Origin of the sequence: Chelatococcus asaccharovorans (genome assembly GCF_003201475.1) — a bacterium.
Classification (GTDB): domain Bacteria; phylum Pseudomonadota; class Alphaproteobacteria; order Rhizobiales; family Beijerinckiaceae; genus Chelatococcus; species Chelatococcus asaccharovorans.
In genome coordinates this window covers 336,902-363,686 of record NZ_QJJK01000005.1, presented here as the reverse complement: position 1 = coordinate 363,686, position 26,785 = coordinate 336,902, and the positions used below count along the sequence as shown (strand labels likewise).

General features: G+C 64.8%; 21 protein-coding genes. 13 read left to right on the top strand and 8 right to left on the bottom strand.

Features of this window, described 5'->3' with window-relative positions; genetic code table 11:
- Nucleotides 1-38: 38 nt before the first annotated feature.
- Nucleotides 39-2,462, top strand: coding sequence for a DNA topoisomerase (ATP-hydrolyzing) subunit B (gene gyrB / locus C7450_RS13840; RefSeq protein WP_110375017.1), 2,424 nt, complete (start codon nt 39-41; stop codon nt 2,460-2,462).
- Between the two features lie 13 nt (nt 2,463-2,475).
- Here gyrB and C7450_RS13835 read toward each other — a convergent pair whose 3' ends face one another.
- Nucleotides 2,476-3,156, bottom strand: a complete 681-nt coding sequence (locus C7450_RS13835; protein WP_110375154.1) for a hypothetical protein — start codon at nt 3,154-3,156, stop codon at nt 2,476-2,478.
- Nucleotides 3,157-3,332: 176 nt separating this feature from the next.
- Complete coding sequence (locus C7450_RS13830) at nt 3,333-4,736, bottom strand: sodium:proton antiporter (RefSeq protein WP_110375016.1); 1,404 nt, start codon at nt 4,734-4,736, stop codon at nt 3,333-3,335.
- Between the two features lie 229 nt (nt 4,737-4,965).
- Here C7450_RS13830 and C7450_RS13825 point away from each other — a divergent pair, with 229 nt between their 5' ends.
- Entirely contained in the window at nt 4,966-5,763 is a 798-nt protein-coding gene (locus C7450_RS13825; protein WP_110375015.1) for a class II glutamine amidotransferase, read from the top strand.
- Here C7450_RS13825 and C7450_RS13820 read toward each other — a convergent pair.
- On the bottom strand, nt 5,746-7,596 hold the full coding sequence (locus C7450_RS13820; RefSeq protein WP_110375014.1) for a potassium/proton antiporter: 1,851 nt from the start codon (nt 7,594-7,596) through the stop codon (nt 5,746-5,748). The two genes, C7450_RS13825 and C7450_RS13820, sit on opposite strands and share 18 nt — an antisense overlap.
- A 270-nt stretch (nt 7,597-7,866) precedes the next feature.
- Here C7450_RS13820 and C7450_RS13810 point away from each other — a divergent pair, with 270 nt between their 5' ends.
- Entirely contained in the window at nt 7,867-10,467 is a 2,601-nt protein-coding gene (locus C7450_RS13810; RefSeq protein ID WP_425351200.1) for a transglycosylase domain-containing protein, read from the top strand.
- 312 nt (nt 10,468-10,779) lie between these two features.
- On the opposite strand, the gene C7450_RS13805 is transcribed toward C7450_RS13810, so the two are convergent.
- From C7450_RS13805 to C7450_RS13790, 4 genes are all read right to left on the bottom strand, one after another.
- The gene (locus C7450_RS13805; protein WP_110375012.1) at nt 10,780-11,616 is read right to left on the bottom strand and encodes an ABC transporter permease; all 837 of its coding nucleotides are present in this window, start codon (nt 11,614-11,616) and stop codon (nt 10,780-10,782) included.
- Entirely contained in the window at nt 11,613-12,593 is a 981-nt protein-coding gene (locus tag C7450_RS13800; protein ID WP_110375011.1) for an ABC transporter permease, read from the bottom strand. The genes C7450_RS13805 and C7450_RS13800 overlap by 4 nt, the downstream gene beginning before the upstream one ends.
- Before the next feature lie 124 nt (nt 12,594-12,717).
- Nucleotides 12,718-14,328 (bottom strand): ABC transporter substrate-binding protein, encoded by a 1,611-nt coding sequence (locus C7450_RS13795; RefSeq protein ID WP_110375010.1) that lies wholly within the window; start codon nt 14,326-14,328, stop codon nt 12,718-12,720.
- Between the two features lie 156 nt (nt 14,329-14,484).
- Nucleotides 14,485-15,288: an IclR family transcriptional regulator gene (locus C7450_RS13790; RefSeq protein WP_110375153.1), complete on the bottom strand. Its 804-nt coding sequence runs from the start codon at nt 15,286-15,288 to the stop codon at nt 14,485-14,487.
- Nucleotides 15,289-15,516: 228 nt separating this feature from the next.
- On the opposite strand from C7450_RS13790, the gene C7450_RS13785 reads away from it, so the two are divergent.
- From C7450_RS13785 to C7450_RS35105, 9 genes are all read left to right on the top strand, one after another.
- Complete coding sequence (locus C7450_RS13785; RefSeq protein ID WP_245449718.1) at nt 15,517-16,758, top strand: aspartate aminotransferase family protein; 1,242 nt, start codon at nt 15,517-15,519, stop codon at nt 16,756-16,758.
- Between the two features lie 301 nt (nt 16,759-17,059).
- On the top strand, nt 17,060-18,547 hold the full coding sequence (locus tag C7450_RS13780) for a M81 family metallopeptidase (protein WP_110375009.1): 1,488 nt from the start codon (nt 17,060-17,062) through the stop codon (nt 18,545-18,547).
- Nucleotides 18,548-18,708: 161 nt separating this feature from the next.
- Entirely contained in the window at nt 18,709-18,996 is a 288-nt protein-coding gene (locus C7450_RS13775; RefSeq protein ID WP_110375008.1) for a GIY-YIG nuclease family protein, read from the top strand.
- Between the two features lie 266 nt (nt 18,997-19,262).
- Complete coding sequence (locus C7450_RS13770; protein ID WP_110375007.1) at nt 19,263-20,069, top strand: ABC transporter permease; 807 nt, start codon at nt 19,263-19,265, stop codon at nt 20,067-20,069.
- 63 nt (nt 20,070-20,132) lie between these two features.
- Nucleotides 20,133-21,146 (top strand): ABC transporter substrate-binding protein, encoded by a 1,014-nt coding sequence (locus C7450_RS13765; RefSeq protein ID WP_110375006.1) that lies wholly within the window; start codon nt 20,133-20,135, stop codon nt 21,144-21,146.
- Between the two features lie 99 nt (nt 21,147-21,245).
- Nucleotides 21,246-22,034, top strand: a complete 789-nt coding sequence (locus C7450_RS13760; RefSeq protein WP_245449716.1) for an ABC transporter ATP-binding protein — start codon at nt 21,246-21,248, stop codon at nt 22,032-22,034.
- An 8-nt stretch (nt 22,035-22,042) separates the two neighbouring features.
- Nucleotides 22,043-23,428 carry an enolase-like domain-containing protein gene (locus C7450_RS13755; protein ID WP_110375004.1) on the top strand — a complete coding sequence of 462 codons (1,386 nt, stop codon included), beginning with the start codon at nt 22,043-22,045 and terminating at the stop codon, nt 23,426-23,428.
- Nucleotides 23,418-24,104 (top strand): TetR/AcrR family transcriptional regulator, encoded by a 687-nt coding sequence (locus C7450_RS13750; RefSeq protein ID WP_110375003.1) that lies wholly within the window; start codon nt 23,418-23,420, stop codon nt 24,102-24,104. Before C7450_RS13755 ends, C7450_RS13750 begins: the two co-directional genes overlap by 11 nt.
- Nucleotides 24,105-24,186: 82 nt before the next feature.
- Complete coding sequence (locus C7450_RS35105) at nt 24,187-24,567, top strand: DUF4354 family protein (protein WP_110375002.1); 381 nt, start codon at nt 24,187-24,189, stop codon at nt 24,565-24,567.
- Nucleotides 24,568-24,636: 69 nt separating this feature from the next.
- On the opposite strand, the gene C7450_RS13740 is transcribed toward C7450_RS35105, so the two are convergent.
- Entirely contained in the window at nt 24,637-25,308 is a 672-nt protein-coding gene (locus C7450_RS13740; RefSeq protein ID WP_110375001.1) for a TetR/AcrR family transcriptional regulator, read from the bottom strand.
- 270 nt (nt 25,309-25,578) lie between these two features.
- On the opposite strand from C7450_RS13740, the gene C7450_RS13735 reads away from it, so the two are divergent.
- Entirely contained in the window at nt 25,579-26,748 is a 1,170-nt protein-coding gene (locus C7450_RS13735; RefSeq protein WP_110375000.1) for an MFS transporter, read from the top strand.
- Nucleotides 26,749-26,785 lie beyond the last annotated feature (37 nt).

Sequence of the window (26,785 nt, the reverse complement as noted above, 5' to 3'; positions counted from 1 at the left end):
CGCAGCGATGTTTCCCGTTACCGAATTGGACCCCATCCATGGCTGAACCCGCCCGCGACGTGAACGACGAGTCCTATGGCGCCGATTCCATCAAGGTGCTCAAGGGCCTCGATGCCGTCCGCAAGCGCCCAGGCATGTATATCGGCGATACCGATGATGGCTCCGGCTTGCATCACATGGTGTACGAGGTCGTCGACAATGCCATCGACGAAGCGCTCGCCGGCCACGCCACCCTGGTCACCGTCACGCTGAATTCCGACGGCTCGGTGACCGTCTCGGACAACGGCCGCGGCATCCCGACCGACATCCATCAGGGTGAGGGTATTTCGGCCGCCGAGGTCATCATGACCCAGCTCCATGCCGGCGGAAAGTTCGACCAGAATTCCTATAAGGTGTCCGGCGGCCTGCATGGCGTCGGCGTGTCCGTGGTCAACGCCCTGTCGACCTGGCTGAAGGTGCGCATCTGGCGCGGCGGCAAGGAGCATTTCGTCGAGTTCCGCAACGGCAACGCGGTTGCGCCGCTGGCCGTCGTCGGCGACGCCCAGGGCAAGCGTGGCACCGAGGTGTCCTTCCTCGCTTCGCCCGAAACCTTCACGATGGTGGAATACGACTACGCCACCCTGGAACACCGCCTGCGCGAACTGGCGTTCCTCAACTCCGGCGTGCGTATCGTTTTGACCGACAATCGCCATGCTGAGCGCAAGGTGGAGGAACTGTACTACGAAGGCGGCGTGGAAGCCTTCGTCCATTATCTCGATCGCGCCAAGACCTCGCTTCTCGCCAAGCCGATCATGGTCCGCGGCGAGCGCGACGGCGTCGGCGTCGAAGTGGCCCTGTGGTGGAACGACAGCTACCACGAGAATGTGCTGGTCTTCACCAACAACATCCCCCAGCGCGACGGCGGCACCCATCTCGCCGGCTTCCGCGGGGCGCTCACGCGCCAGATCACCGGCTATGCCGAGAGCTCCGGCCTGTCCAAGAAAGAGAAGGTCGGCCTCACCGGCGACGATTGCCGCGAGGGGCTGACCGCCGTCGTCTCCGTGAAGGTGCCGGACCCGAAATTCTCATCGCAGACCAAGGACAAGCTGGTGTCTTCGGAGGTGCGGCCGGCCGTCGAGGGCGTCGTCAACGAGGCGCTCGCCATCTGGCTTGAGGAGAACCCCGCCGATGCCAAGACCGTAGTCGGCAAGGTGGTGGAGGCCGCCGCCGCCCGCGAGGCCGCCCGCAAGGCGCGGGAACTGACGCGGCGCAAGGGCGCGCTCGATATCGCCTCGCTGCCGGGCAAGCTTGCCGACTGCCAGGAGCGTGATCCGGCCAAGGCCGAACTCTTCATCGTCGAGGGTGACTCGGCCGGTGGCTCCGCCAAGCAGGGCCGCAACCGCGAGTATCAGGCGGTGCTGCCGCTGCGGGGCAAGATTCTCAACGTGGAGCGCGCGCGCTTCGACAAGATGCTCTCGTCGGAGCAGATCGGCACGCTGATCACCGCCCTCGGCACCGGCATCGGCCGCGAGGATTTCAACGCCGACAAGCTGCGCTACCACAAGATCATCATCATGACGGACGCGGACGTGGACGGCAGCCATATCCGCACATTGCTCCTGACGTTCTTCTTCCGGCAGATGCCGGAATTGATCGAGCGCGGGCATATCTTCATCGCCCAGCCGCCGCTCTACAAGGTCACGCGGGGCAAGTCCCAGCAGTATCTCAAGGACGAGCGCGCGCTTGAGGACTACCTCATCGAGGGTGGACTCGACGGCGCCGTGCTGCGCTTCGCCAATGGCGAGGAGCGCGCCGGGCTCGATCTCAGGGCGCTTGTCGACGAGGCGCGGCTCGTGCGCAATGTGCTCGGCAATCTCCACACACGCTACGACCGCGCCGCCGTGGAGCAGGCGGCCATTGCCGGTGCCCTGCGCCCACAGGTGGCAGAAGAGCCGGAAACCGCGAATGAAGCGGCCGCCTATATCGCCCGCCGTCTCGATGCTTTGGCCGAGGAGACCGAGCGGGGATGGGAGGGCCGGGCCGAGGCCGGCGGCTTCGTCTTCAGCCGGGTCGTTCGTGGCGTGAAGCAGGTGGCAAGCCTTGATGCGGCACTGCTTGCCTCGTCCGAGGCGCTCAAGCTCGACGAACGGGCCTCCAGCCTGCAGGCCTATGCCAAGCCGTCCAAGCTCATGCGTCGCAACGAGGAAATCGCCGTGGATGGGCCGCTCAGCCTGTTCAACGCCGTGACCACCGCCGGCCGCAAGGGTATCCAGCTTCAGCGCTACAAGGGCCTCGGCGAGATGAACCCGGACCAGCTCTGGTCCACCACGCTCGATCGGGACGTGCGCTCGCTGCTGCAGGTGAAGGTGAAGGAAGTCAGCGATGCGGATGACATCTTCGTCAAGCTGATGGGTGACACGGTGGAACCGAGGCGTGAATTCATCCAGGCGAATGCGCTGAACGTGGCCAACCTCGACGTGTAAGTCGAGGCAGCGGTCAGGACCTCGACCGCCGGAAGGCCAGCACCCTGTCCGTATAAGTCTCGACGACGAAGCTGAAGGGCGTGCCGTCCGGCACGCTCAGCACCGCCTGGTGCTGGATGAGTTCGGCGGGAATGGCGAGAGCACCCGCAGCGGGCGACGATCTGTCCTTGCGGGCAACCGTCATTTCCCATCCGTCCGGCAGCGGGCTCCAGAGGAGACGCGCCAGGAGCGTCCGGCGTCGAAACTGCAGCGCCTGCACCGCGTGGCCGAAGGCCGTGTCGGTCTCATCGAGCAGGCGGTTCATCTCCGGGGTCAGCCGCGCCGGCACATACCAGTTGTCCGCCTCCGACAGCACGAAGTCACCGCAGGCGAGCTGGACGCGCCGATAGCGGACAGGCTCCGCCTCTCCGACCCCAAGCGTTTGCCTGATGGCTGATGTCGCCGCCTTGTCGGTACCGCGCACGAGCCGCGCGACGACGCGTGCCGGCGAGGCGAGCCGGTGCCGCGCGCACCAGCGCTCCAGCGTCAGGGTGGCGCTGGGGTTGCTGAGGAGCTCAGCATGCAGGGTCTGCAGCAGCGCCAGAACTTCCAGGCGGCTGACGAAATCATCCTGCCACGCGAGCGGGCGCGCCGGCGCAACGGGATCAGCCCGCAACGGCCCGGCCGCAAGGACCAGTGCGACCCCCGCGCCCATCGCGCCGCCGATCGCCCTTCCCGTGGTGGCGCTCTCGAAGGAATGCCTCAACCTGCGCTTGGCCGCCGCCGTGGTGACCTTCGTGGCGGCTTTCATCGCAATCGTTCCCGCCGCAGCCATCACAGGGAGCAGCTTGCGGGATTTTGCCAGAGGCCGTCGCAGCATATCCGTGCGCCTCACAGGTAGAAGAGCCATGTCACCAGCAGGAAGACAGGGATGAGAATGCCACCCGACCAGAGCATATAGCCGAAGAAGCTCGGCATCTTAACGCCGCGGTGGCGGGCGATGGCATAGACCATGAAGTTCGGCGCGTTGCCGATATAGGTATTGGCGCCCATGAAGACGGCACCGGCAGAGACCGCCGTCAAAGTGAGGGCCCCCTCGCGCATCAGATGCTGGGCGTCGCCGCCCGCCAGCTCGAAGAAGACGAGATAGGTCGGCGCATTGTCGAGGAACGACGACAGGATGCCAGTGAGCCAGAAATAGGCCACCGGTACGGGTTCCCCCGTCGGTCCGGTGACGAGATTGACCAGCGGCGCGAAGGCGCCGGACGAGCCGGCGCGCAACATCGCCATCACCGGGATCATGCAAGTGAAGATCGCCGCGAACAGCTTGGCGACCTCGATGATCGGCCCCCAGGTGAAGCCGTTCGCCTGGCGGATTCCGCGCCGCGTGAGCATGAGCGAGGCCAGCGCGACCAGCACGAAGACGGCGTCGCGAAGGACATTCTGCAATGCGAGCGTGGCACCCGGGAGCTCCAGGCTGATGCCGGGCCTCCAGGCTGCGCTGACAAGCACGGCCGCGATGATTACGCCGATCAGGGCGAAATTCACGAGCCCCTCGACCCCGAGCCGGCTTTCCGGTGTCGGATCGCGCAGGCGTGGGCCAATGGCCTCGCGCTTGTAGAGGTGCCGGTCCAGGAGGAAGAAGACCCCCAGCAGGAGTGCGACGACGAACAGCGTTTCCGGGAAGAGATGCTGCAGGGTCCAGAAGAAGTCCACGCCCCGCAGGAAGCCGAGGAACAGCGGCGGATCGCCGAGCGGCGTCAGCGAGCCGCCGATATTGGCCACCAGGAAGATGAAGAACACCACCACATGCGCGCTGTGGCGGCGATCGTCGTTAGCGCGCAGCAGCGGGCGGATCAGGACCATGGCGGCACCGGTCGTGCCGATGACACTGGCGAGCCCGGCCCCGACGGCGAGGATGGCCGCGTTGGTGCCCGGGCTGCCGCGCAGGTTGCCGCGCACCATGATCCCACCGGCGCAGGTGAAAAGCGCGAAGAGAAGCGCGATGAACGGCACGTATTCGAGCAGCGCCGTATGCATGAGCGCTTCAAAGGCGACATCCGCGCCTTTGATGACGGCAAGAGGGAGCGCCGTCAAAATTCCCCAGGCCAGCGCGATTTTGCCATAATGATGCTCCCAAACATGGGCGAAAAGCAGCGGTCCGAGGGCGATCGACAAGAGGATACCGACGAAGGGCGTGGCCCAGAGCAGCGCCAGCGACGCGCCGTCGAGTTCGGCGGCCATGGCTGGAAGCGCGCTGGCCAGAAGGGCGGCCACGCTTGCGGCGATGATCATGCCTGTTTTCAAGGCGTCCTCTTGGTCTGATTGCGGATTGGTCTGATTGCAGATTGATGCGGACGTCGCGACCGCGTGAATGCTGTTCTGGTTAAGGCTTTCGTGAGACGCTGGCAATCACGCAGCGTGATTCGCGATCGTCGAGGATCGCAGGGCCCAGCCGCGCATCGCGGCACGCGCCTGTCGGGTTTTCGTTCTGCCGCGCCGATGCGCGAAGGGGTTCGTTGGAATGTGCCGCTTTCTTGCTTACCACGGTGAACCGGTGCTGCTGGAAGATCTGATCTGCGCCTCCGACCATTCGCTGATCCACCAGTCGCTGCATGCCATGGAGTGCAAGACCGGGACCAATGGCGACGGCTTCGGTCTCGGCTGGTACGGCGAGCGGCCGACACCCGGCATTTTCCGCGATCTGCGCCCAGCCTGGTCGGACGAAAACCTGCGCTCGCTCTGCGCCCAGGTGCGCTCCCCGTTGTTCTTCGCCCATGTGCGGGCGGCGACGGGTACGGCGACGAGCCGGGCCAATTGCCATCCATTTTCTCATGGCCGGTGGCTGTTCATGCATAACGGCCAGGTCGGGGACTATCCGCGCATCAAGCGCCAGCTTGAGGCCGCCCTTCCCGACAGCCTCTACGACATCCGCCAGGGCACGACCGATTCCGAGGTGCTGTTCCTCCTGACGCTGGCGCGTATCGAGGCCGGAATGACACCGGAAGGTGCGCTTACCGACGTGCTCGCCTTGGTGAAAGACAGCATGCGCGCGGCCGGAATAACCGCGCCGTTGCGCTTCACCGCCACCCTGTCCGACGGTCGGACGACCTGGGCGGTGCGCACGGCCTGCGACGATCGTCCACCGAGCCTCTACATGCTCACCCGGCCGAATGCGGTGATTTTCGCCTCCGAGCCCCTGGAAATGCGCCGCGAGGGCTGGCAGGCCCTGCCGCAGCACTCCATTGCGATCGTGGAACATGGCAGGGATGTCGCGATCTCCCCCTTCGCGATAACAGTGCCGTCACGGAGCGCGGCCTGAGCCGCGGCGATGCAGGACGGCGGCAATGCGGTTCGCCGTGCGCTGCACGGCAGTCCTGGCGCGCGCGAGCGCAGGCGCGACGATGTGTGACTGCGCCAGTGGCGCATCCTCGGCCGTGTCGCCGACGATGAGGGCGATGGCCGTCACCACGCCGTCCCGCACACTGCGCGCGATCAGGGTGATATTGCCGATGTCGAGGCGATCGCCTTCCCGCACCCCCTCCTCGAATGTGTCGGCAAACAGCGCACCGAGGGTCAGGCTGTCGAGGTTCTCGTCCGGCTCCACGCCATAAGCGCCGGCGAGATCGGCAAATTTGACGTCCGGGGAGAAGGTGAACACGGCCGACAAGGCGCGGCTCCGATGGCCCTCGAAGGCGGCGAACAGGCGGTCCAGCCGGCGGATGCGGTCCGGCGGCACAAGAAAATACCCGTAGTCGCCCACACTGAGCACGCCGGCCTCCTCCGGCGTCAGGACCGCGTCGTTGCGGACGATGAGGACGGCGCGTGCCCAGGTCGGCAGGGTGCCGCGCTGGATGACGGGGCTGTCGGCGAGGAGGGGATAGCCCACCATTTCGAGATCGACTTTTCCCGGCAGGTCGATCTCCACGCGGCTTATCTCCGGCGCGGGATCAGCCAGGGCAACGCCCGTATGGCGAGCCACGAAGGCGACGCTCCAGCCCTGCACCAGGAGTGAGACCAGCACGACGAAGAAGGCGACGTTGAAATAGAGCTCGGCATGGGGCACCTGCGTGAGCTGGGGAATGGCCGCCAGGAAGATCGAAACGGCGCCGCGAAGGCCGACCCACGACACGAAGGCCTTTTCCGGCCGGCTGAAGCGGAACGGCGTCAGGCACAGCCAGACCGCAACGGGGCGGCCGATCAGCATCAGAAAGGCCGCAACCGCCAGCGCCGGCAGTGCATGCTCCATGAGTTTCCCGGGCGAGACCAGCAGGCCGAGAACGAGAAACATGATGATCTGGCAGAGCCATGTCGCCGCGTCATGGAAGCTCAGGATCGAGGCGAAACCGCGCACGGGGCGGTTGCCGACGACGAGACCGGCCAGATAGACAGCGATGAAGCCGGAACCGTCGAGGATACCGGCGAGCCCGTAGATCATCACGGCGAGCGAAATCACGAACAGCGGATGCAGGCCCGCCGGCAGGGTGACGCGGTTGATCAACCAGGTGATGGCGAGGCCCCCGCCGACGCCGAGGCCGCCACCGATCAGGCACTGGCGCATCAGATGCAGCGGGATATCGGCGATCTCCGCATCGAGCCCGGCATGTCCCTTAGCACCAATGAGAGTGACGAGGAGTACGACCAGGAAGACCGCAACAGGGTCGTTGGTCGCCGATTCGACCTCGATGGTGGCATTGACACGCCGCTTGAGCTGCAATCCCCGCGCCCGCATCAGAAAAAACACGGCCGCCGCATCCGTGGACGCGACGATCGCGCCTGTGAGCAGGCCCTCCAGCCAGTTGAGATTGAGCAGCGGCATGGCCACGAGCCCGGTGAGCCCGGCCGTGATGATCACACCGACGGTGGCGAGCAGAACCGCCGGAACCGCGCCGCCGCGAACGCTCGCCAGCCGCGTGCGCAGCCCGCCATCGAACAGGATGATGGCTAGCGCGACCGAGCCGATGAGAAACATCATGCGGTAGTCGTCGAACAGGATGCCGCCCGGGCCAGCTTCGCCCGCCGCCATTCCGATGAGAAGGAAGACCAACAGCAGGGGAGCGCCGAAGCGGGAGGCCATCAGGCTGGACAGAATCCCGATGGCCACAAGCCCGGCGCCGCCAAAGAGCAGCGAATTGACGAAGACGATCGTGTTCATATGGCCTGGATCCAGCTCCGGGCCGTAAGGACTTGGGGGCAGCCATCTGTCGACTCGGGAGGCGCTATGCTGCGGCACGGAAAGGCCGGGAGCAAGCAGCAAGGTCACACCGTGTCAAGAAACTCGGTGAGCGCCGTTCATTCTGAGTAACAGCCCCTTAATCTGCCACATTTACGATGCCTTACGTGGACTGTCGGAAATGCAGGGTGACGTGCGCGCGTCGTGCGCAGTCGTCCTTGCCTAGGCCGGCGGACGAGCCGATAGGGAGCCATGCGCCTGATCAGCGGCGAGGACAATGGTGGTGCCCGTGCCGTGAGGTCGGGTCGCGCCGGTATCAATGCTCAAGGACAGGACATGCGGGACGTCGACCGCCGCGGACATGGCCCGGATACCGAGATGGGCGCTCTTCATGGCCAGCGGCTGGGAAACCAGCACGCCCGGCGCCAGCTGGATCCGCGCCGAGAGGCTTCCCCGCCCACCGCGCGGGCGGGACTGGCACCCGCGAAGGCTGCGGATATCGTCCTCTCACCCGGCGATCGGCCCGGGGGACCGCTCCACGACCGCCTCCCCGGGGACCACTTCCCCAATGACCGCCTCCCCAGGGACCGCCTCCTCAGGGACCGGCAGCCCCCGGAGCGCACGACGCGTTCGGACGAGCGGAGGGAACCTTCATTCGAGGCCGAGCCCCCGGTGCGCGCCGATCCGCGTTTCGGATCGGAGCCGGACATCGGGACGGATATCGACAGGACCAGAGGTGCCAAGCCCGGCGACGACCGCCGTACCGAGGATAGTGTGATGGTAGCGTCCCCGCGTAAGAAGGGTGGTTCCGGAGGCGGCAACGGCCGCGGCGGCCGTGGCAGCGGTGGCGGTGGTGCTGGAAAAGGACGGAAACGGCGGAAGCGCTCCTTCCTCGGGCGTCTCTTCGGCCTCTTCATGGTACTGGCGGTGTGGTGCGTCGTCGGCCTTGCCGGGGTGATCGCCTATCACTTCGCGCAGCTCCCGCCGATGTCGGAGCTCACCGTCCCGAAGCGCCCGCCGAACATCGCCATCATGGCAGCGGACGGATCGCTCCTTGCCAACCGCGGCGACACCGGCGGCCAGACCATCGCCATCCATGACCTGCCGCCCTACCTGCCGATGGCCTTCCTCGCCATCGAGGACAGGCGCTTCTACAGCCATTTCGGCGTCGATCCCGTCGGCATCGCGCGCGCGGCCTTCCGCAATGTCACCAGCCGCGGCGTCGCGCAGGGCGGCTCGACCCTGACCCAGCAGCTCGCCAAGAACATGTTCCTGACCCAGGAACGGACCCTGTCGCGCAAGATCCAGGAGGCGATCCTCGCGCTGTGGCTTGAGCAGACCTACACCAAGGACCAGATCCTCGAGCTCTATCTCAACCGCGTCTATTTCGGCGCGGGCGCCTATGGCATCGAGGCTGCCGCGCTGCGCTATTTCGGCAAGCATGCGAGCGAGGTCTCGCTTGCGGAAGCCGCCATGCTCGCCGGCCTGGTTCAGGCACCGTCGCGCCTTGCGCCGAGCCGTAATCCGCAGGCCGCCCGTGCCCGCGCCGAGGTCGTCCTCGGCGCGATGGTCGATGCCGGTTTCATCACCGACAAGGCGGCCAAGGCCGCCGTGCTGGCCCCCGCGACAGCGGTGAAGGCGAAGGGCGCGGGCTCGGCCAATTATGCTGCCGACTATGTGATGGATGTGCTCGATGACTATGTCGGTAAGGTCGACATGGACATCATCGTGGAGACGACGATCGACAATCGCCTGCAGGCCGCCGGCGAGCGCGCGCTCGTCGAGGAACTCGACCAGAAGGGCGCCAAATACAAGGCGAGCCAGGGTGCGCTCGTGTCGCTCGCAACCGATGGGGCCATCCGCGCGCTGGTCGGCGGGCGCAATTATTCCGACAGCCAGTTCAACCGCGCGACCACGGCCAAGCGCCAGCCAGGCTCCTCGTTCAAGCCCTTCGTCTACCTCGCCGCCCTGGAGAATGGCCTGACGCCGGATACCGTGCGCGAGGATTCGCCCGTCAATATCCGCGGCTGGCAGCCGGCCAATGCCAACCGGCGCTACAACGGGCCAATGACCCTGGCGACGGCGCTCGCCTATTCCATCAACACCGTGACCGTGAAGCTCGCGGCGGAAATGGGGCCACGCGCAGTCGTGCGGACCGCCCAGCGCCTCGGCATCACATCATCCCTGCAGCCCAACCTGTCGATCGCGCTCGGCACATCGGAGGTCGCGCCGATCGAGCTCGTCGCGGCCTACGACGCCTTCGCCAACGGCGGCATCGGCGTCATCCCCTATGCGGTGAAGACCGTGAAATCGGCTGACGGCAAGGTGCTCTACAAGCGCACGGCGGTCGATCTCGGCCGCGTCATCGAGCCCGCCCAACTCGGCATGATGAACGGCATGCTGCGCGAGGCCGTCACCATCGGCACCGCAAAGGGCGCCCAGCTGCCGGGCTGGGAAGTCGCCGGCAAGACCGGAACCTCGCAGGATTACCGCGACGCCTGGTTCATCGGCTTCACCGGCAAGGGCGTTACCGGCGTGTGGATCGGCAACGACGACAATTCCCCGACGAAGCGCGCCTCCGGCGGCAACCTGCCTGTCGAGGTCTGGAGCCGCTACATGAAAGTCGCCGTTCAGGGCGAGAAGCCGGTGCCGCTGCCGGGCATCCGCTACCAGCCTTCGACGCCCAACTACCAGTCCATGGGCGGCGAGATGGCGGCGGGACAGGGCGCAACGGCGGAGGATGAAGTGACGCTGGTGCCGCCCAGCACGGTGGGCGGCGGTGACCGCGTGGCCGCCCAGCCGCAGCAGCCTCAGCGCCAGCGCGGCCTGCTGGAGCAGCTGTTCGGCGGCTGAAACCGCGCGGGCGTTTGAGCCTAGAGCATTTTTGCGCGAATTGGACACCGGTTCGCGTGAAGACAATGCGTAAGAACAAAGACCTGGAGCATATCCGGTGAACCGGAGCTCACCGGATATGCTCTAGGACCAATCGACATTCAAGACTTGCTGTAAGAGTTACCACTGTCATCACCGGGCTTGTCCCGGTGATCCCGACCGGAAAGGCGCCTCGATACATCGGGATGGCCGGGACAAGCCCGGCCATGACGGCTGAAAGGGCTGAATGTCGATTGATCCTAGCAGTTCAGCACGGGGACCGTGCTGCAACGCTTAAGCCCGGCCGCCTTCACCCAGGCGGCGGTTGAACGCATCGTTGAGACCGTCGCCAACGAGATTGAGCGCGAGCACCGTCAGCGCGATGCAGAGACCCGGCATCACCGTCGTCCACCAGGCGAGCCGCATGGCCGAGCGCGAGGCGGCGATCATGTAGCCCCAACTGATGAGGTTGGGATCCCCGAGCCCGAGGAAACTGAGCGCCGATTCCGTCAGGATGGCGTTGGCGACGAGGATCGAGCCGATCACGATGACTGGCGAGAGGGCGTTCGGCGCAATCTCGCGGGTGATGATATGGGTCGTCGTGAACCCCTGGACGCGTGCCGCCTCGACGAATTCGGCCCGTCGCAGGACGAGGAATTCCGCGCGCACGATGCGCGCCACCTGGGGCCAGCTGATGAGCGCGATGCCGCAGATCGTCGCCGTCACGCTCGGGCGCATCAGGGCGATCAGCACCATGAGCAGGATGAAGCTCGGGATGATCTGGAAGAATTCGGTGAAGCGCATGATCGCATCGTCGACCCAGCGGCCGAAATAGCCGGCAACGGCGCCGAGCACCGCGCCGATGACGATGGCGAGAAGCGCCGACAACAGCCCGATCACCAGCGAGACGCGCGCGCCATAGGCAAGGCCCGCCGCCACGTTGCGGCCCAGCATGTCGCTGCCCGCGATCAGGTTCGGCGAGCCGGGCGGCCTGAGCGGCGCGCCGGCGATGGCCAGGGGATTGCCGGGATAGATGACCGGTGCGAGCAGCGCAAAGGCCAGGATGGCGAGGAAGGCGAGGAGGCCGATGACAGCCGTGCCATTGCGCAGGAAGCGACGCAGCGCGCTCATTTGCCAAGCTCCATGCGCGGGTCGAGCACCACATAGAGCAGGTCTGTCACGAGATTGAAGATCACGACAAGGACCGACGTGAAGATGAAGATGCCGATGAGGAGATTGTTGTCACGCGCGATGAGGGCGTCGTAGGCGAGCCGCCCGATGCCGGGCCAGGAGAAGACGGTCTCCACCAGCACCGTGCCGCCGACCAGGGCGCTCGTCTGCAAGCCGGCATAGGTGACCACCGGAATGAGCGCGTTGCGCAGCACGTGGCGGATGAACAGGCGCGTCTCCGAAATGCCCTTGGCCCGTGCCGTCCGGACGAAATCGAGATTGACGACCTCGAGCATCGCGGCCCGCGTCAGGCGGGCGTAGATCGCGGCGAAGAAAAGGCCGAGCGTCAGCGCGGGCAGGACGAGATGCCGCCCGATATCGAGCGCCCGCGCCATCGGTGCCGGGTCGCCGCCCATCGTCTCGATGCCGAAGGCCGGCAGCCAGCCGAGATGGACGGAGAACATCAGCACGAGGACGAGGCCAAGCCAGTAGGAGGGCATAGCATAGAAGGCCATGAGGAAGATGCGCAGAACCCCGTCGACGAAGCGCCCGGCGTATTTCGCCGAAACGGCTCCGACGAAGATGCCGATGATGAGCGAGACGACGATGACGACACCGGCGAGCAGAAGTGTCGCCGGCAAGCGCTCCATGATGAGGTCATAGACCGGCTGCCGCTTCTGATAGGAAAAGCCGAGATCACCGACCGCCACCTTGGACAGGTAGATGCCGAACTGGGTCAGCACCGGCTTGTCCAGGCCGAACTCTCTGCGGAGGTCGGCCACATATTGCGGGTCGCTGTAGCCGGTCTCGCCGGCGATCGCCATGGCCGCATCGCCCGGCGCCAAGCGCACGAGGAAGAATGAGAGAAATACCACGCCAACGACAACCATCGCGGCTTGAACAACACGACGCGCGAGAAAGGTCGCTCTCGTGGACATTCTTTCTCCTTGTGGGAAACGCGAACAGGACGATCAGGCGCCGCCGGCGGGCTGCCTGCACAGACGACGTGAGCGGGATTTTCACGAAGAAAATCCCGCTTCGCAGAATGGGCCGTCGGACGCGCTACGCGGGCTTGGCGGCGCCAAACCCGTCGCAGGGGCCGTTCGGCCCGAGCACCACATCCTTGAACTTCTTGGCATGGAAAAGCGGCTTGCGGCGCTCATACATCCACAGCATGGCGACGTCCTCGGTGAGGATCTTCTGCAATTCGCTGTAAGCGGCCTGCGCGTCCTCGCGCTTGACGGCCGTCGCGCCCTTCTGCAAGAGTTCATCGACCTTAGGATTGACGTAACCCTGTGTATTCGTCTGGGGAACGCCTTTGCGAATATTGTTCGACAGGAAGAAGCGCGACATGCCGATGGCGGGATCACCGAACTGCCCGTAGCTGTTCCACATCACGTCATAGTCCCAGTCGCCGTTACGCTTGTAGAAGGTGGCGACATCCGTGGATTGCAGCTCGACATCGAGGCCGACATCCGCAAGAGCCTGTTTCGAATATTCGCCGGCGCGACGCCATGGCCCGTCCTGGTTCGGCAACATCAGAACCGAGAATTTGTGCCGGACCCCGCCCGCACCGGGTTTCAGGCCCATGTCGTCAAGCAATGCCTTGGCCTTGGCCGGTGAATACTCATATTGCGTGAGAACTTTGGGGTCGTAGTAAGGAACGGTGGAGAAAATCGGGCTGTCGGCCACGCGGCCCATGCCGAAATTCAGCTGATCGACCAGGAAATTGCGATCCATGGCGTGCATGATCGCGGCGCGGAAACGCCGATCATTGAACGGCGCCGTGCGCTGGTTGATCTCCATCAGGGTGATCTCGCCAACCGCGTCATAGGCGTTCTGGACCATGACGAGGCCCGGGCTGTCGCGGAAGCGCGGCACGTCGATCGGGTCGAGATCATCGCCGAAGGCCATGTCGACCGCGCCGGTCTCCAGCGCCACGGCACGCTGCTCGGCAGAAGCGATGATGCGGAAAGTCACCTCATCGAGATAGGGCTGACCCTTACGCCAGTAGTTCTCGTTGCGCACGAGCTTGATGAAGTTGCCCTTGGACCACTGCGCGAACTTGAACGGCCCGGTGCCGATCGGCGCCGTATTGGCGGGATTATTGCGAAAATCTGTACCCTCATAGATATGGGCCGGCATCATAGGCCCGGTAGAGGCCATGAAAGCCAGAATAAAGGCGTTGAAAGGCTCCTTGAGCTTGAAGACGACTTTATGGTCACCTTCCGCCGTAATGGATTCACAACGATCCATCGCGGCGCGACTGCGTGGATTGAGCTCCCGCAGCATCTTCGCGCAGGTGAACACCACGTCCTTCGAGGTGAAGGGCTTGCCGTCATGCCACTTGACGTCCGGCTCCAACTCGAACGTATAGACGAGGCCGTCAGGCGAGACACTGAAGCTGCGCGCAAGGTTAGGCTGGGGCTTTAATTGCCAGTCGAACAGAAGAAGGGACTCGTTTATCGAGCCGCAGACGGACTGGATGACACTGGTGTTGAGCAACGCATAGTTGAGGGTCGCCGGTTCCACGTTGAGCATGGCATTGAGCACGCCGCTGCGTGTCTGCGCGAAGACCCATTCGGGATATCCGGCCGTGGCCGCGAGAGCGGCCGCGCCGCCCACAGACTGCAGAAACCCGCGCCGCGTCGTCAAAGACCGTGTCAATTCCATGATCCAAGGTTCCCTCTGCTGCTCGGACCATCCAGGACGCCCCGGTTTTTAAGCCACGCGCGGATGGACACCTTGGCTCGAAGCTAGGGACTGGCTCCAGTTCGTGTCAAGAACGCCGTGTTTCTCCACGCGGAACAAGGATCAAAAACAGGGGCTTCAACCTGCCATGGACGCGGTCGCAAATTCCTCCGGAGCATAGCCGAGCGCCGCGGAAACCGCCCCAGCCGCCTTGCGCAGCATGGCGACCGCCTCGACCGTGATCTCGGTGGTCATGCGCCGCTCCGGCGCCGACAAGCTGAGCGCGGCCACGGGATAGGCATTCTCATCGAAGATCGGCACGCCGATGCACATGGACCCGTCCTCGTTCTCGCCGGTCTCGATCGCATAGCCGCGGCGCCTGATATCCGCGAGTTGCCGCGACAGGGCCGACCGGTCGGTGACCGTATTGATGGTCTTGAAATCGAGCGGCGTCATCAGAATGGCCTTGCGCTCCTCCTCGGGGAGAAAGGCGAGGATCGCCTTGCCGAGCGAGGTCGAATGCATGGGATGGCGATCCCCCAGGCGGGCCTGCATCCTGAGTGCGCGCTTGGCTTCCAGCATCTCCACATAGACCACGTGGCCCTCGGAGACGATGGCGAGATTGATGGTCTCGTTGAAGATGTCGAGCAGGCGCTGCATCTCCGGCATCGCCAGCGTGCGTAAACCGTGCAGGCTCTTGTCGATGCGGGCAAGGCTGCGGAAGCGGCCGCCGACACCGTAGCGGTCCTTCTGTGCATCATGGCGCAGGAAGGAGGCGGCCGTCAGCGTCTGGAGATAACGAAACACGGTGGTCTTGGGCAGTTTGAGCTCCGAGGCGACCTCGGTCAGCGAGACGTCATGGCCTTTCTCGGCAACGAGCTCCAAGACCTTCAAGGCCTTGAAGACGGGCTGCACTATGTAGTTGTTTGGCGTCGCTGGCATGGTCTCGGTCCTCATCCGGCAGGCAGGAACTGCGATACCAGATTTTTCCGTCCGGCGAAACCAATGTTCCTTTACAAGAAAATGGAGCTTTGGTCTGCTTGGCTCACGATGTACAACCGTGGGGAAGCGCCGACCGTGTCCGCCAGCTCATCTGTCTCCCGTCCGCCCCTGTCGTTCGATGGTTCCGTCCGGCAGATCAAGGAAAACATGCGATGGCTACCCGGCGGAGTGAGTAGCAACTTCCGCCTCGGCATCGCCCCGACGCCGCTCGTCTTCGAACGCGGCGAAGGGCCCTTTCTCTTCGACATCGATGGGAACCGGCTGATCGACTACTACCTCGGCATGGGGCCGATGATCCTCGGCCATAGCCCGGCCGGCGTGCGCGACGCGGTGAAGGCCCAGGCCGACAAGGGCATCCTGTTCGCCGGGCAGAGCGCGGTGGAAACGGAAGCCGCACGGCGTGTCTGCGAGATGGTGCCCTGCGCCGAGCGCGTGCGCTTCGGCTCCTCCGGGTCGGAGGCCGTACAGGGTGCGCTCAGGCTGGCACGCGCCGCAACCGGCCGCCGCATCATCCTGAAGTTCGAGGGCCACTACCACGGGTGGTTCGACAACATTCTATGGTCGACCGCGCCGGCTCTCAACGCCGCAGGTCCCGAGGATGCGCCCGTGCCGGTGGCCGGCAGCGTCGGCCAGGAGGCTGAAGCCGGGGGCGGCATCGAGGTGATGGCGTGGAACAACCTCGCGCGGCTCGAGGCACGGCTTGCCAAGGGGGATGTGGCCGGCGTCATCATGGAAGCGGCGATGTGCAACGCGGGCGCCATCCACCCCGGCCCGGGCTATCTCGAGGGGGTGCGCGAGGCCTGCACGCGCACCGGCACGATCCTTATCTTCGACGAGGTCATCACCGGCTTCCGCCTGTCGCCCGGCGGCGCACAGAAGCGCTTCGGCGTGACACCGGACCTCGCCACCTTCGGCAAGGCCATCGCCAACGGCTTTCCGGTGGCGGCGCTGGCCGGCCGCGCCGACCTGCTCGATCTCTTCGCCACCGGCGGCGTGGTGCATGGCGGCACCTACAACGCGCAGTGCCTCTCGATGGCGGCCACCGTCGCGACGCTCGAGGCGTTGACGCCGGAGCTGTTCGCCACCCTGGAAACGCGTGGCACGCGCCTGATGAACGGCATCCGGGATGCCCTCGCCGAGGCAGGAATTAAGGCCTCCGTGGCCGGCTTTCCGCAGGTGTTCCATGTGGCCTTCGGACTGGACCAGCCCGCACGCGACTATCGCGACCTCACGCGCATCAACCGACTGGCCTATGTCGCCTTCACCACGGCCCTCCTGAAGCGGGGTGTGCGTGCGCTGGAACGCGGGGCCTGGTTCCTCTCCAGCGAACACGACGACGCCGTCATCGACGAGACGCTCGCTGCAGTCGCCGCGGCGGCGCGGGAGACCAAGGGCGAGATGAGCCTGTAACGCTAGTGGAGCGAATTTGACATTTGAGTCCCGCCTGACATCAAGCTCTCGATCAAATGTCAAATTCAAAAGCTCCACTAGAACCAATAACTTGCTAGTGGCTCTCTTGACTCCGACATTTGCTCCAAGGCCCGTATCAGGCGGATGCAAATGTCGGAGTCGAACCACTAGAGCATTTCCGGTGAACTCCGGTTCACCGGGAATGCTCCAGGTCTTTGATTCGACGCATTTTCTTCAGGCGAACCGGTGTCCACTTCGCTCGAAAATGCTCTAGCTGACAAGCGATTGGGGGGAGGGTGCGATGACCGGGATTGGAGCTGGCAAAAGAATAGCCGTCGGCTGCTTCATGCAGGAGACCAACACTTTCTCGCCCACGCCGACGACGGTCGCCGATTTCGAGGCCCACTATCTCCGACGCGGCACCGACGTCCTGACGGGCTACGGCACCGCCCGCGTCGAGGTTCCCGGTTTCCTCAGCGTTCTCACTGCTGCGGGCGCGACGCCCGTGCCCCTGCTCGCCACCCATGCCGCATCGAGCGGTGCTCTCACCCGCGACGCCTTCGAGGACATCCTCGGGGAATTGTTGCAGCGCCTGAAGGACGCCGGGCCTCTCGACGGGATTCTGCTGGCGCTGCACGGCTCCATGGCGGTCGAGGACAACGGCGATGCCGAGGGCGAGATCCTCGAGCGCGTGCGCGCAGCCCATCCGGACCTGCCCATCGGCGTGTCACTCGATCTGCACGGTCATATCACGCCGCGCATGCTGCAGCCGGGCGTCTTCCTCATCGGCTATCGCGAATATCCGCATATCGACATGTACGAGACGGGCGTGCGCGTGGCCGAGCTCATGATGGATGTGCTCGCCGGGCGCAGCCGCCCGGTCATGGCGCTGGCCAAGCGCCCGGTGCTGATGAGCCCGGTGCGCTGTCGCAGCGACGACGGTCCGCTGACCACCATCATTGCGGAAGCCCGGCGGGTGGAAAAATCCGAGACCGGCATCCTGCATGCCTCGCTGTTTCCGGTGCAGCCGTGGCTCGACGTGCCGGACATCGGCTTCGCGGCCCTCGTTTGCGCCGACGGCGATGCGGCCGCGGCTCAGACGGCCGCCGATCATCTCGCCGATCTCGCCTGGGCGGCGCGCGGCGATTTCGAGCCGGATCTGACGCCCATCGACGAGGCCATCCGCATCGGCCTGACCTCGCCCGGCCTCACCGTGGTCGGCGATGGCGGCGATGCGCCGACGAGCGGGGCGCCCGCCGACGATGCCACCATCCTCAAGCGGCTGCTCGCGCTCGGCGCCGACAAGGCCGACCGCATGACCTATGTCACCCTCCGTGACGCACCGGCCGTCGCAAAGGCCTTCGCCGCCGGCCCCGGTGCAACGTTGACGCTCTCCGTCGGCCATTCCCTGTCCGCCGGCGAGCCGGTCACCATCACCGGGATCGTGCGCAGCCTCTCGGACGGCACCTATGTCATGCGCGATGCGGGTGCGGCCGGGCTGGAGACCCACCAGGGGCCGACCGCCGTCATCCATATCGGCGCGATCAGGCTCGTCCTGCGGAGCCTCGCCGGCTTTGAGTGGGACACGGGCGTCTATACGGCCTTCGGCCTCGACCTGCGCTATCCCGCCCTCGCTTTCGCGAAGTCGCCCTCCCATTTCCGCGTGTCCTACGCGCCCTTCGCCGCGCGGATCCTCGCCGGCGACACGCCCGGCGCCAGCGCCTGCAACCTGCGCCGCCTCAAGCTCGTGAACGTGACGCGGCCCATCTATCCGCTCGACGACATCTGAGCGGATTGAGCGGCATCGGTCACTGGATCCCCTTCCCGGGTTGCTGCGCAACCCGCCGGGGATGACACGCGGGGCGGCGAGATACACAGTGTGATCTCCTGGGACACAGTGTCATCCCCGGCGTCGCGTAGCGACGGGAAGGGGATCCAGAGGGAAGAGCGATGGGTGCGCGTTATGCGGTCTATATTCTCGCCAGCCGCAGAAACGGAACACTCTACATCGGCGTGACAAGCGACCTCCTTCGCCGTGTCGATCAGCATCGCGCCAAGGCCGTACCAGGCTTTACCCAACGCTATGATGTGGGAAGGCTCGTGTATTTCGAGCGATATGGCGAGATCAGCGAAGCCATAGCGCGGGAAAAGCAACTCAAAGGTTGGAACCGCGCCTGGAAGATCAGGCTGATCGAGCAGTCCAATCCAGAATGGCGCGATCTCGACGCAACGATGTGACTTCGCACGTGGCGCGAATGTGGCGGCGAAAACACTGGATCCCCTTCCCGTCGCTACGCGACGCCGGGGATGACACGCCGGGCGCTAAGGATACGCCTTTTGATCTCACGGCGCAGAGCACCCGCCGCGCAGGCTGCCACCTACGACTTTGGTCGAGGTGGCCCCCCGCTCGCTTGACACCCATGCGCCGGCCTGAGTAAATCACCAGTTAGTTACAACTTGCGCGAAAAGCGCAGCCTGGGAAACGCCCCGCTGGAGGTTACCGGATGGCGACCACGTCGGTCCGTACGCTTGCTCGCATTGTGGATTCGCCTTGGGTTCGGCCCCTTGGCCTGCTCGTGCTCCTGATCGTGCTCTGGGACGTGACGGTCAGGCTGTTCGCCATACCGCCCTACCTCATTCCCGCCCCGATCGATGTCATCAAGGCGTTCCGCGTCGAGGGTCCGATGCTCTTGGCGGAAAGCGTGCCGACAACGCTTGCGACAATCGGCGGCTTCCTGTTGTCGGCAGCCATCGGCATACCGCTCGCCATGCTGATCGCGGGATCACGCACGATCGAATCCTATCTCTATCCGCTGCTGGTGTTCTCGCAATCGATCCCGAAGGTCGCCATCGCGCCACTCTTCGTGGTGTGGTTCGGCTTCGGCATGACCCCAAAGGTGATTTCCGCCTTTCTGCTCGGCGTCTTTCCCGTCATCGTCTCAGGCGTGCAGGGCTTCAAGTCGCTCGATCCGGACATGCGCGATCTCGCCCGCTCCATGAAGGCATCGTGGCTGCAGTCCTTCGTCATGGTGAAGCTGCCGCATGCCATGCCGGCCATCTTCGCGGGCCTCAAGGTGTCCGTGACACTGGCGGTCGTGGGCGCCGTCGTCGGCGAGTTCGTCGGCTCCAATTCCGGTCTCGGCTTCGTGCTGCAGCGCTCGATCGGCAATTTCGAACTGCCCACTATGTTCGCCGCGCTCGTCCTGCTTGCCGCCATCGGCGTCATCCTGTTCTGGATCGTCGATCTCATTGAACGCTTTGCGATCCCCTGGCATGCGAGCCAGCGGCAGGAGTTTTTCGTGACTGCCTGACAATCAATAGTTCGCCTGCGCAACCGCAGAAAAAGACGGACCGCAATTACCGGAGGAAGAATTATGCTGAGAAGAACAGTTCTTAGATCGATACTTGCCGGCGCGGCTGCTGTTGCAGCGCCTTCCTTTATCCTTCCCGCGGCGGCGGCCGACAAGGTCACGCTGATGCTCAACTGGTATGTCTACGGCGAACACGCCCCGTTCTACTATGGCAAGGAAAAGGGCATCTATGCCGCCGAAGGCATCGACCTGGACATCCAGGAGGGGCGCGGCTCGGCCGTGACGATCCAGGCGGTGGCGGCCAACACGGCGACCTTTGGCTATGCCGACGTTGCCACGATGATCCGCGCCGCCGCCAAGGGCGCGCCCGTCACCTCGCCGGGCGTCCTGTTGCAGACGAGCCCGATGTCGGTGATGGGTTTTGCCGACAAGAACATGCGCAAGCCCGCGGACCTGAAGGGGAAAACCATCGCCACCACGCCGGGCGATTCCATGTCGCAGATCTGGCCGCTGTTCCTGAAGAGCGCCGGCCTGAAGGAGAGCGAGATGAAGATCCTCTCCGGCGACGCACAGACCAAGCTTAACGCCGTCATCAGTGGTCAGGCGGATGCCCTGCTCGGCTATTCGATGGACCAGAGCATGAAGATCAAGGATGCGACCGGCAAGGACGTCTTCCCGATCATGTTCGCGGACTACGGCATTCATCTCGTATCGTCCGGCATCATAGCCAATCGTGACTTCCTGAAGAAGAACGAGGACCTGACGCGGCGTTTCATGGCCGCCACCACCAAGGCCATTCTCGCGGCGGAGAAGGACCCCGACGGCGCGGTCCAGGCCATCCTCAAGGCCCTGCCGAAGGCCGGCCAGCCGGCGACGCTCAAGGAGGGCTTCGAGCTGACCATCCCTCTCTATCGCACGGCTGAAACGAAGAACCTTCCGCCCTTCCATGTCACCGACCAGAACATGATCGATTCCGTCAATCTGCTTGTGGAATACGGTGGGCTCGAAGCTTCCGCCAAGAATGATGTGAAGAGCTTCTATAGCCGCGATTACTTGCCGAAGGCGGCCGGCGGCTGACCCAGCCCGCCGTGTTTGCTGAGATACTGCGCATTGATCGAGATCAAGAGGCCCGCCGGGGGAGGACGTATGTCGCTGTCGCTGAGAATGGTAAACGCAATGGATGAGCCAAAGGCCAGGCGGCGGCTTATCGAGGTCAGAGGTCTCGAGAAGACCTACCGCACTCGCGATGGCGACGTACCCTCGTTGAAGCCGATCGACCTCGACATCCACGACGGCGAGTTCGTCGCCGTCGTGGGCCCTTCAGGCTGCGGCAAGTCCACCTTGCTGAAACTTGTCGCGGGCCTCATCCCGCCGACGGCCGGCGCGATCCTCATCGAGGGCAAGGCGGTGACGGAGCCGCCGGATGACGTCGGGATCGTGTTCCAGAGCCCGGTGCTTCTCGCCTGGCGCTCGGTGTTGCGTAACGTGATGATGCCGGTCGAGGTGCGCCGGCTCGACCGGGCGTCCCATCTCGAGCGGGCGCGCAAGCTTCTCAAGACCGCCGGCCTCGAGGGCTTCGAGAACAAATATCCCTGGCAGCTCTCCGGCGGCATGCAGCAGCGCACGGCGATCTGCCGCGCCCTGGTGCATGACCCGAAGATCGTGCTCATGGACGAGCCGTTCGGGGCGCTCGATGCCCTGACGCGCGAACGCATGAACCTCGAACTGCAGCGCATCCATCAGGAGACGCGCAAGACCATCCTTCTCATCACGCATTCCATACCCGAAGCGGTCTTCCTCGCCGACCGGGTGGTTGTCATGTCGGAGCGCCCGGGAACCATCGCGGCGATCTATGACGTCGAGCTGCCGCGCCCGCGCAGCCTTGAGGACATGGGCAACCCCGTGTTCAGTGCGCTGACCCAGACCATCCGTGGACATTTCTACGCGCGCGGCCACCTGGACTGAGGCCGCTCATGAGCCTTCGCGTCACCCTCGACGAAATCGCCCTTTTCGAACGGCCGATGGCTTTTCGCCTGCCGTTCCGCTTTGGCGCGGTCACGGTGACGGAAGCCCCGCAGGCCTTTGTCCGGGTGCGGGTGACCGGCGAGGACGGCCTGAGCGCCACCGGCGTCGCCGCCGAGATGATGATGCCGAAGTGGTTCGACAAGAACCCGGCCAAAAGCCCCGCCGACACCATCGCCGACCTCAGGTTCAGTCTCACCTCCGCGGCCACGCTCTATCGCGACGGAGCGCGCCGGCCCGATACGGCCTTCGGCCACCACGCAGGCGTCTATCCCCGGCAGATCACCACCACGGCCGCGCACGGCCTTCCATCGCTCGCCGGCAGCTACGGCCCCGCGCTGATCGACAAGGCCATCGTCGACGGCGTCCTGAGGCTCGCCGGGCTCGATCTCGCCGCCGGTCTCAGGGCCAATGCCGTCGGATTGGATAGCCGGCTTAGCAACGATCTCACGCAGGAGGACATCGACGGGTTCCTTCAGGGCGTGGCGCCGCAGCCTCACGTCCGCCTGCGCCACACGATCGGCTTCGTCGACGCGCTTGACGCCCTGGCGGATGAAATCACCCACGCGCGGCTGCGCTATTTCAAGATCAAGCTCGGCGGCGACGTCGCCGCAGACTGCGAGCGGCTGCGTATCTTGACACGGGCTCTCGAGACGCTGGTGCCGGACTTCGCCGCAAGCCTCGACGCCAATGAACAGTATGATGCGGTGCGCCTTGCCGCCTTGATCGCGGCACTGGGTGACGATCCAATCATTAGCCGGCTTCGTAAAAGACTTCTCTATATCGAACAGCCCCTCGACCGTGCCGCCACCTTCGCGACGCCGCTTGAGGCTTCAGGCGATATTCCCTTCATCATCGACGAAGCCGACGGCAGCTATGACGCCTTTCCCAGGGCGGCGGCGCTGGGGTATCGCGGCGTGTCCTCCAAGGCGTGCAAGGGCCTCTACAAGTCCATCATCAACGCCGCGCGGGCGGCCGCCTGGAACCGCCGCGACGGGACCCCCGGCCATTGGTTCGTGACGGGGGAGGATCTCACCTGCCAGGCCGGGCTCGGCGTGCAGCAGGACACGGCCCTGGTCGCCTGCCTCGGCATCGCCCATGTGGAGCGCAACGGCCACCATTATGTCGACGGCTTCGGCCAGGCGCCGACAGCCGAGGCTGCCCGTTTTGCGGCGGCGATGCCGGGCTTCTACGAGCGCCGGGGAAACGCCCCGACCCTGGCCGTCAGCACGGGGGCGCTGCCAACGGCGCCTTTGTTCACACCGGGCTTTGCCAGCGGTGCCATGCCGGATTGGACGAGCCTTGCCCGCATAGGGGACAGCACGCATGTCGCTTGAATGGGCAGAGGGCGCAAAGCCTCTGACCGAGCCCGCTCCGGTCAAGGCCGCACAACCGCCGCGGACGCGTGATCCCGAGGCGACACGCGCCAAGATCCTCGCGGCCGCCATGGTCGAGTTCTCGGCGAGCGGCTTCGCCGGCGCTTCCATCGATGCCATCGCCAGCCGGTCGCAGGCCAACCGGCGGATGATCTATCACTATTTCGGCTCGAAGCGCGGTCTCTGGCTTGCTGTTCTCGAGGCTGCCTACGAGCGCGCACGCGTCGCCGAAATGAAGCTCGATCTCGGCCGCCTGGCGCCCGAGGAGGCGATGCGCCGTCTCGTCACCTTCACCTTCGACGCCTTCGTCGGAGACCGGGTCTTCATCAATCTGCTCAATAGCGAAAACCTGCACCAGGCCCGCCACCTCAAGACGTCGTCGCGGGTGAAGGAGATGCATTCGCCGCTAATCGGCGTGATCAGCGAAATCCTGGACCGCGGCGTCGCGGCGGGGCTATTTCGCGCCGGCATCGATCCGGCCCAGCTGTGGATCTCCATCGCCGGGCTCTCCTATTTCTACTTTTCCAACATCCACACACTGTCGGTCATTCTGGACCGCAATTTCCCCGGCAAGACGGAGATCAACGCGCGGCGCGCCCATGTCGCGGATCTCATCCTCGCGTCGCTGAAGAATTAATATATCTCCAATATAAGTAACTTCTTCATAAAATTGCCATGAACTAAATTTGTTCTTCCGTAAAATTTAATGTTGGTAACCCATGCGAAAAATATTCATATCAGTATTTTCTATCATCACACTGATTGCCTTCGGTGCGCAGGCTTCCCCCCTCAATAACGTTATCCTGCTGGCCAGCCCAGCGGATACGACGACTAAAAGCTATCTGGGCAAGTTCACTTACCTGAAAAAATTTCAGATCGCGCTTGCCAATGTCAGCGAAACGGCCATCGACCTCAGGAACGCCTGCTATCTTCTCATCGGGAACAATGGCCAGACGTATCACGTCGACACCATGGAAGACACCGTTTCGGGTGGAAAGCTCGAGCCGGGGAAATCCGTGAATGGATTTGTCGTTTTTGCCGGCGCGGACGAAGATATCTTCCTGCAAAGCAAGGTGATCATCGCCAATCCGTGCGAATAAGCTTGCCATGAGATATCCGCCATCCCATCGCCTTTTCATGAGAAATCCACGCCCGGATTTTCAACCATCTCATTTTGCCAGCCGTATCGACGAGAGAACCACGTGGACGATATGCTCGCCCCAATGCGCAAGACGCTCCGGGGCGGCGAGATCACGCGCGAAGATCGTCGAGAGCGTATAGCGGTTGGAGAGATAAAAGGCCGCAAGCGAGGCTATGCTGATATAGACATCGACCGGATCGAGGCCCGGCAGGAAACGCCCCTGCGCCGCGCCCTTCTCGAGAAGCTCGCGCAGCTTCTCGATGAAAGGGGAATGCAGGCTCAGCACCCTGGCTGACGCTCGCAGATTTTCGGCCTTGTGCAGGTTCTCGGTGGCGAGCAGGCTCAGAAACTCCGGGTGATCCAGGAAGTACTGCCAGGTGAAGGCCGTCAGACGGCGGATGCCGTCCTCCGGGTCCGCCGTTTCCAGCTTGAGCGCGGCTTCGGCGGAACGGATCGACCCATAGGCCTCTTCCAGCACGGCCAGGTAGAGGCCCTGCTTGTCGCCGAAATAGTGATAGATCATGCGCTTGTTGACGCCCGCTCGCTCCGCGACCGCATCGACGCGCGCGCCGCCGATCCCCTTGTCGGCGAATTCCCGCGTCGCGGCCATGAGGATCGCCTGACTCGTGCGGTCGGGATCGCGTGAGGTGCCCGTATAGCCGCGACGGCGCGGCGCAGCCACGCCCCTGTCACTGGTCATTGCTTGCACTGGTCATTTGCCGGCTCCGCGCGCGAGGTTCACAGACACCGGGAAGCCGAAACGGGAGGCTGCCGGACATCGAACCGTGGAGCCGTTCCCTTGCAGACAAAGCGGCCGCTCGCAAGGGCCAGATGACTGCGCTGGCGCGGGAGGTGCGCCGACGGGCGATGTCAACTGCGCCATTCGCAATGCAGCGCCCGCGGTATCAGGCCTTGCGGAGGGCCGAAAAATAGGGCTCCCTCACAGATTATCGAGATATAGAGCATCGCCATGTTGCGCGTCGAATCGCCTGGCTTGCGCCGGGACCGCATGGCCATCGCGGCGCTGTTCCTGGTCAATGGCGCCGTGTTCGGGACCTGGGCAACGCATATTCCCGTGGTGAAGGCGGTCCATGCGCTGTCTCCCTCGGTGCTCGGCCTCGCGCTTCTGGCGCTTGCGGCGGGTGCGCTCACCGCCATGCCTGCCTGCGGCGTGGCGATGGGCCGGTTCGGCGCGCGGCGCGTGCTCGGCGTCACAGGACTGGCCTTCAGCGGCCTGCTCGCGCTCCTGCCGGTCATGCCCCATACCGCCGGCCTGTTCGTCGCGCTGTTTCTCTTCGGCGCGTCTGGCGGCGCCATGGATGTCGCCATGAACGCCCATGGCTCTGCCGTAGAGCGCCAGTTCGGACGTCCCATCCTGTCATCCCTGCACGGGATGTGGAGCCTCGGCGGCCTCATCGGCGCGGGGCTTGGCGGCCTCGGCCTCGCCCTCCTGCCCGCCGCCATCGAGGCGGCCATTCTGGCGATCGTCTTCGCGGGCATCGTCCTGGCAGCCATCCGCCACATCCAGCCGCGCCTGATCGCTGCAGGCCATGACGGTCCGAAGCTGGCGCTGCCGGATCGCCGGACCGTCGCCATCGGCGCCGTGGTCATGTTCGCCTTTATGGCCGAGGGAGCCCTGCTGGACTGGAGCGCCGTCTATCTCCGCGAGGCGCTCGATGTGCCGGCGAGCTCTGCGGGGCTTGGTTTCGCGGTTTTCTCGGGGGCCATGGCCATCTCGCGTTTTCTCGGCGACAGGATCCGCCGGCGCGTCGGGCCGGTCATGCTGGTGGCCGGCGGGGCCCTTCTGGCAGCCGCAAGCCTTGCGCTTGGGATCGCCTTGAACCATCCCCTCGTGGCCATTCCGGCCTTTGGTCTCGCGGGCCTCGGGCTCGCCAATGTGGCGCCGGTCGGCTTCAGCACGGCCAGCGCCCGTTCCGCCGACGATCCGGCGCAGGCGGTTGCAGCCGTGGCGACGCTGGGCTACGGCGGCGTCCTCATCGGGCCGGTGATGCTCGGCTTCGTCGCCGATGCGACCTCGCTCTCGGGCGCCCTGAGCCTGACCGTCGGCCTTTGCCTTCTCATCGCCTGCGGCGCGGGGGCCATGCGCGGGAAGCGCTTCCGGCCGGCGATCGGCCAGTGATCATAGGGGACGCGGCCGTGACGTCGGCTGGCAACTG

What these genes read in the sequence shown, in the direction of transcription:
- gyrB (WP_110375017.1), top strand. Translation starts at nt 39, where the DNA reads ATGGCTGAACCCGCCCGCGACGTGAACGACGAGTCCTATGGCGCCGAT.
- C7450_RS13795 (WP_110375010.1), bottom strand. Translation starts at nt 14,328, where the DNA reads ATGGAATTGACACGGTCTTTGACGACGCGGCGCGGGTTTCTGCAGTCT.
- C7450_RS13800 (WP_110375011.1), bottom strand. Translation starts at nt 12,593, where the DNA reads ATGTCCACGAGAGCGACCTTTCTCGCGCGTCGTGTTGTTCAAGCCGCG.
- C7450_RS35105 (WP_110375002.1), top strand. Translation starts at nt 24,187, where the DNA reads ATGCGAAAAATATTCATATCAGTATTTTCTATCATCACACTGATTGCC.
- C7450_RS13735 (WP_110375000.1), top strand. Translation starts at nt 25,579, where the DNA reads ATGTTGCGCGTCGAATCGCCTGGCTTGCGCCGGGACCGCATGGCCATC.
- C7450_RS13760 (WP_245449716.1), top strand. Translation starts at nt 21,246, where the DNA reads ATGGATGAGCCAAAGGCCAGGCGGCGGCTTATCGAGGTCAGAGGTCTC.
- C7450_RS13740 (WP_110375001.1), bottom strand. Translation starts at nt 25,308, where the DNA reads ATGACCAGTGACAGGGGCGTGGCTGCGCCGCGCCGTCGCGGCTATACG.
- C7450_RS13770 (WP_110375007.1), top strand. Translation starts at nt 19,263, where the DNA reads ATGGCGACCACGTCGGTCCGTACGCTTGCTCGCATTGTGGATTCGCCT.
- C7450_RS13765 (WP_110375006.1), top strand. Translation starts at nt 20,133, where the DNA reads ATGCTGAGAAGAACAGTTCTTAGATCGATACTTGCCGGCGCGGCTGCT.
- C7450_RS13775 (WP_110375008.1), top strand. Translation starts at nt 18,709, where the DNA reads ATGGGTGCGCGTTATGCGGTCTATATTCTCGCCAGCCGCAGAAACGGA.
- C7450_RS13790 (WP_110375153.1), bottom strand. Translation starts at nt 15,288, where the DNA reads ATGCCAGCGACGCCAAACAACTACATAGTGCAGCCCGTCTTCAAGGCC.
- C7450_RS13830 (WP_110375016.1), bottom strand. Translation starts at nt 4,736, where the DNA reads ATGATCATCGCCGCAAGCGTGGCCGCCCTTCTGGCCAGCGCGCTTCCA.
- C7450_RS13750 (WP_110375003.1), top strand. Translation starts at nt 23,418, where the DNA reads ATGTCGCTTGAATGGGCAGAGGGCGCAAAGCCTCTGACCGAGCCCGCT.
- C7450_RS13820 (WP_110375014.1), bottom strand. Translation starts at nt 7,596, where the DNA reads ATGAACACGATCGTCTTCGTCAATTCGCTGCTCTTTGGCGGCGCCGGG.
- C7450_RS13805 (WP_110375012.1), bottom strand. Translation starts at nt 11,616, where the DNA reads ATGAGCGCGCTGCGTCGCTTCCTGCGCAATGGCACGGCTGTCATCGGC.
- C7450_RS13825 (WP_110375015.1), top strand. Translation starts at nt 4,966, where the DNA reads ATGTGCCGCTTTCTTGCTTACCACGGTGAACCGGTGCTGCTGGAAGAT.
- C7450_RS13755 (WP_110375004.1), top strand. Translation starts at nt 22,043, where the DNA reads ATGAGCCTTCGCGTCACCCTCGACGAAATCGCCCTTTTCGAACGGCCG.
- C7450_RS13810 (WP_425351200.1), top strand. Translation starts at nt 7,867, where the DNA reads ATGCGCCTGATCAGCGGCGAGGACAATGGTGGTGCCCGTGCCGTGAGG.
- C7450_RS13780 (WP_110375009.1), top strand. Translation starts at nt 17,060, where the DNA reads ATGACCGGGATTGGAGCTGGCAAAAGAATAGCCGTCGGCTGCTTCATG.
- C7450_RS13835 (WP_110375154.1), bottom strand. Translation starts at nt 3,156, where the DNA reads ATGGGCGCGGGGGTCGCACTGGTCCTTGCGGCCGGGCCGTTGCGGGCT.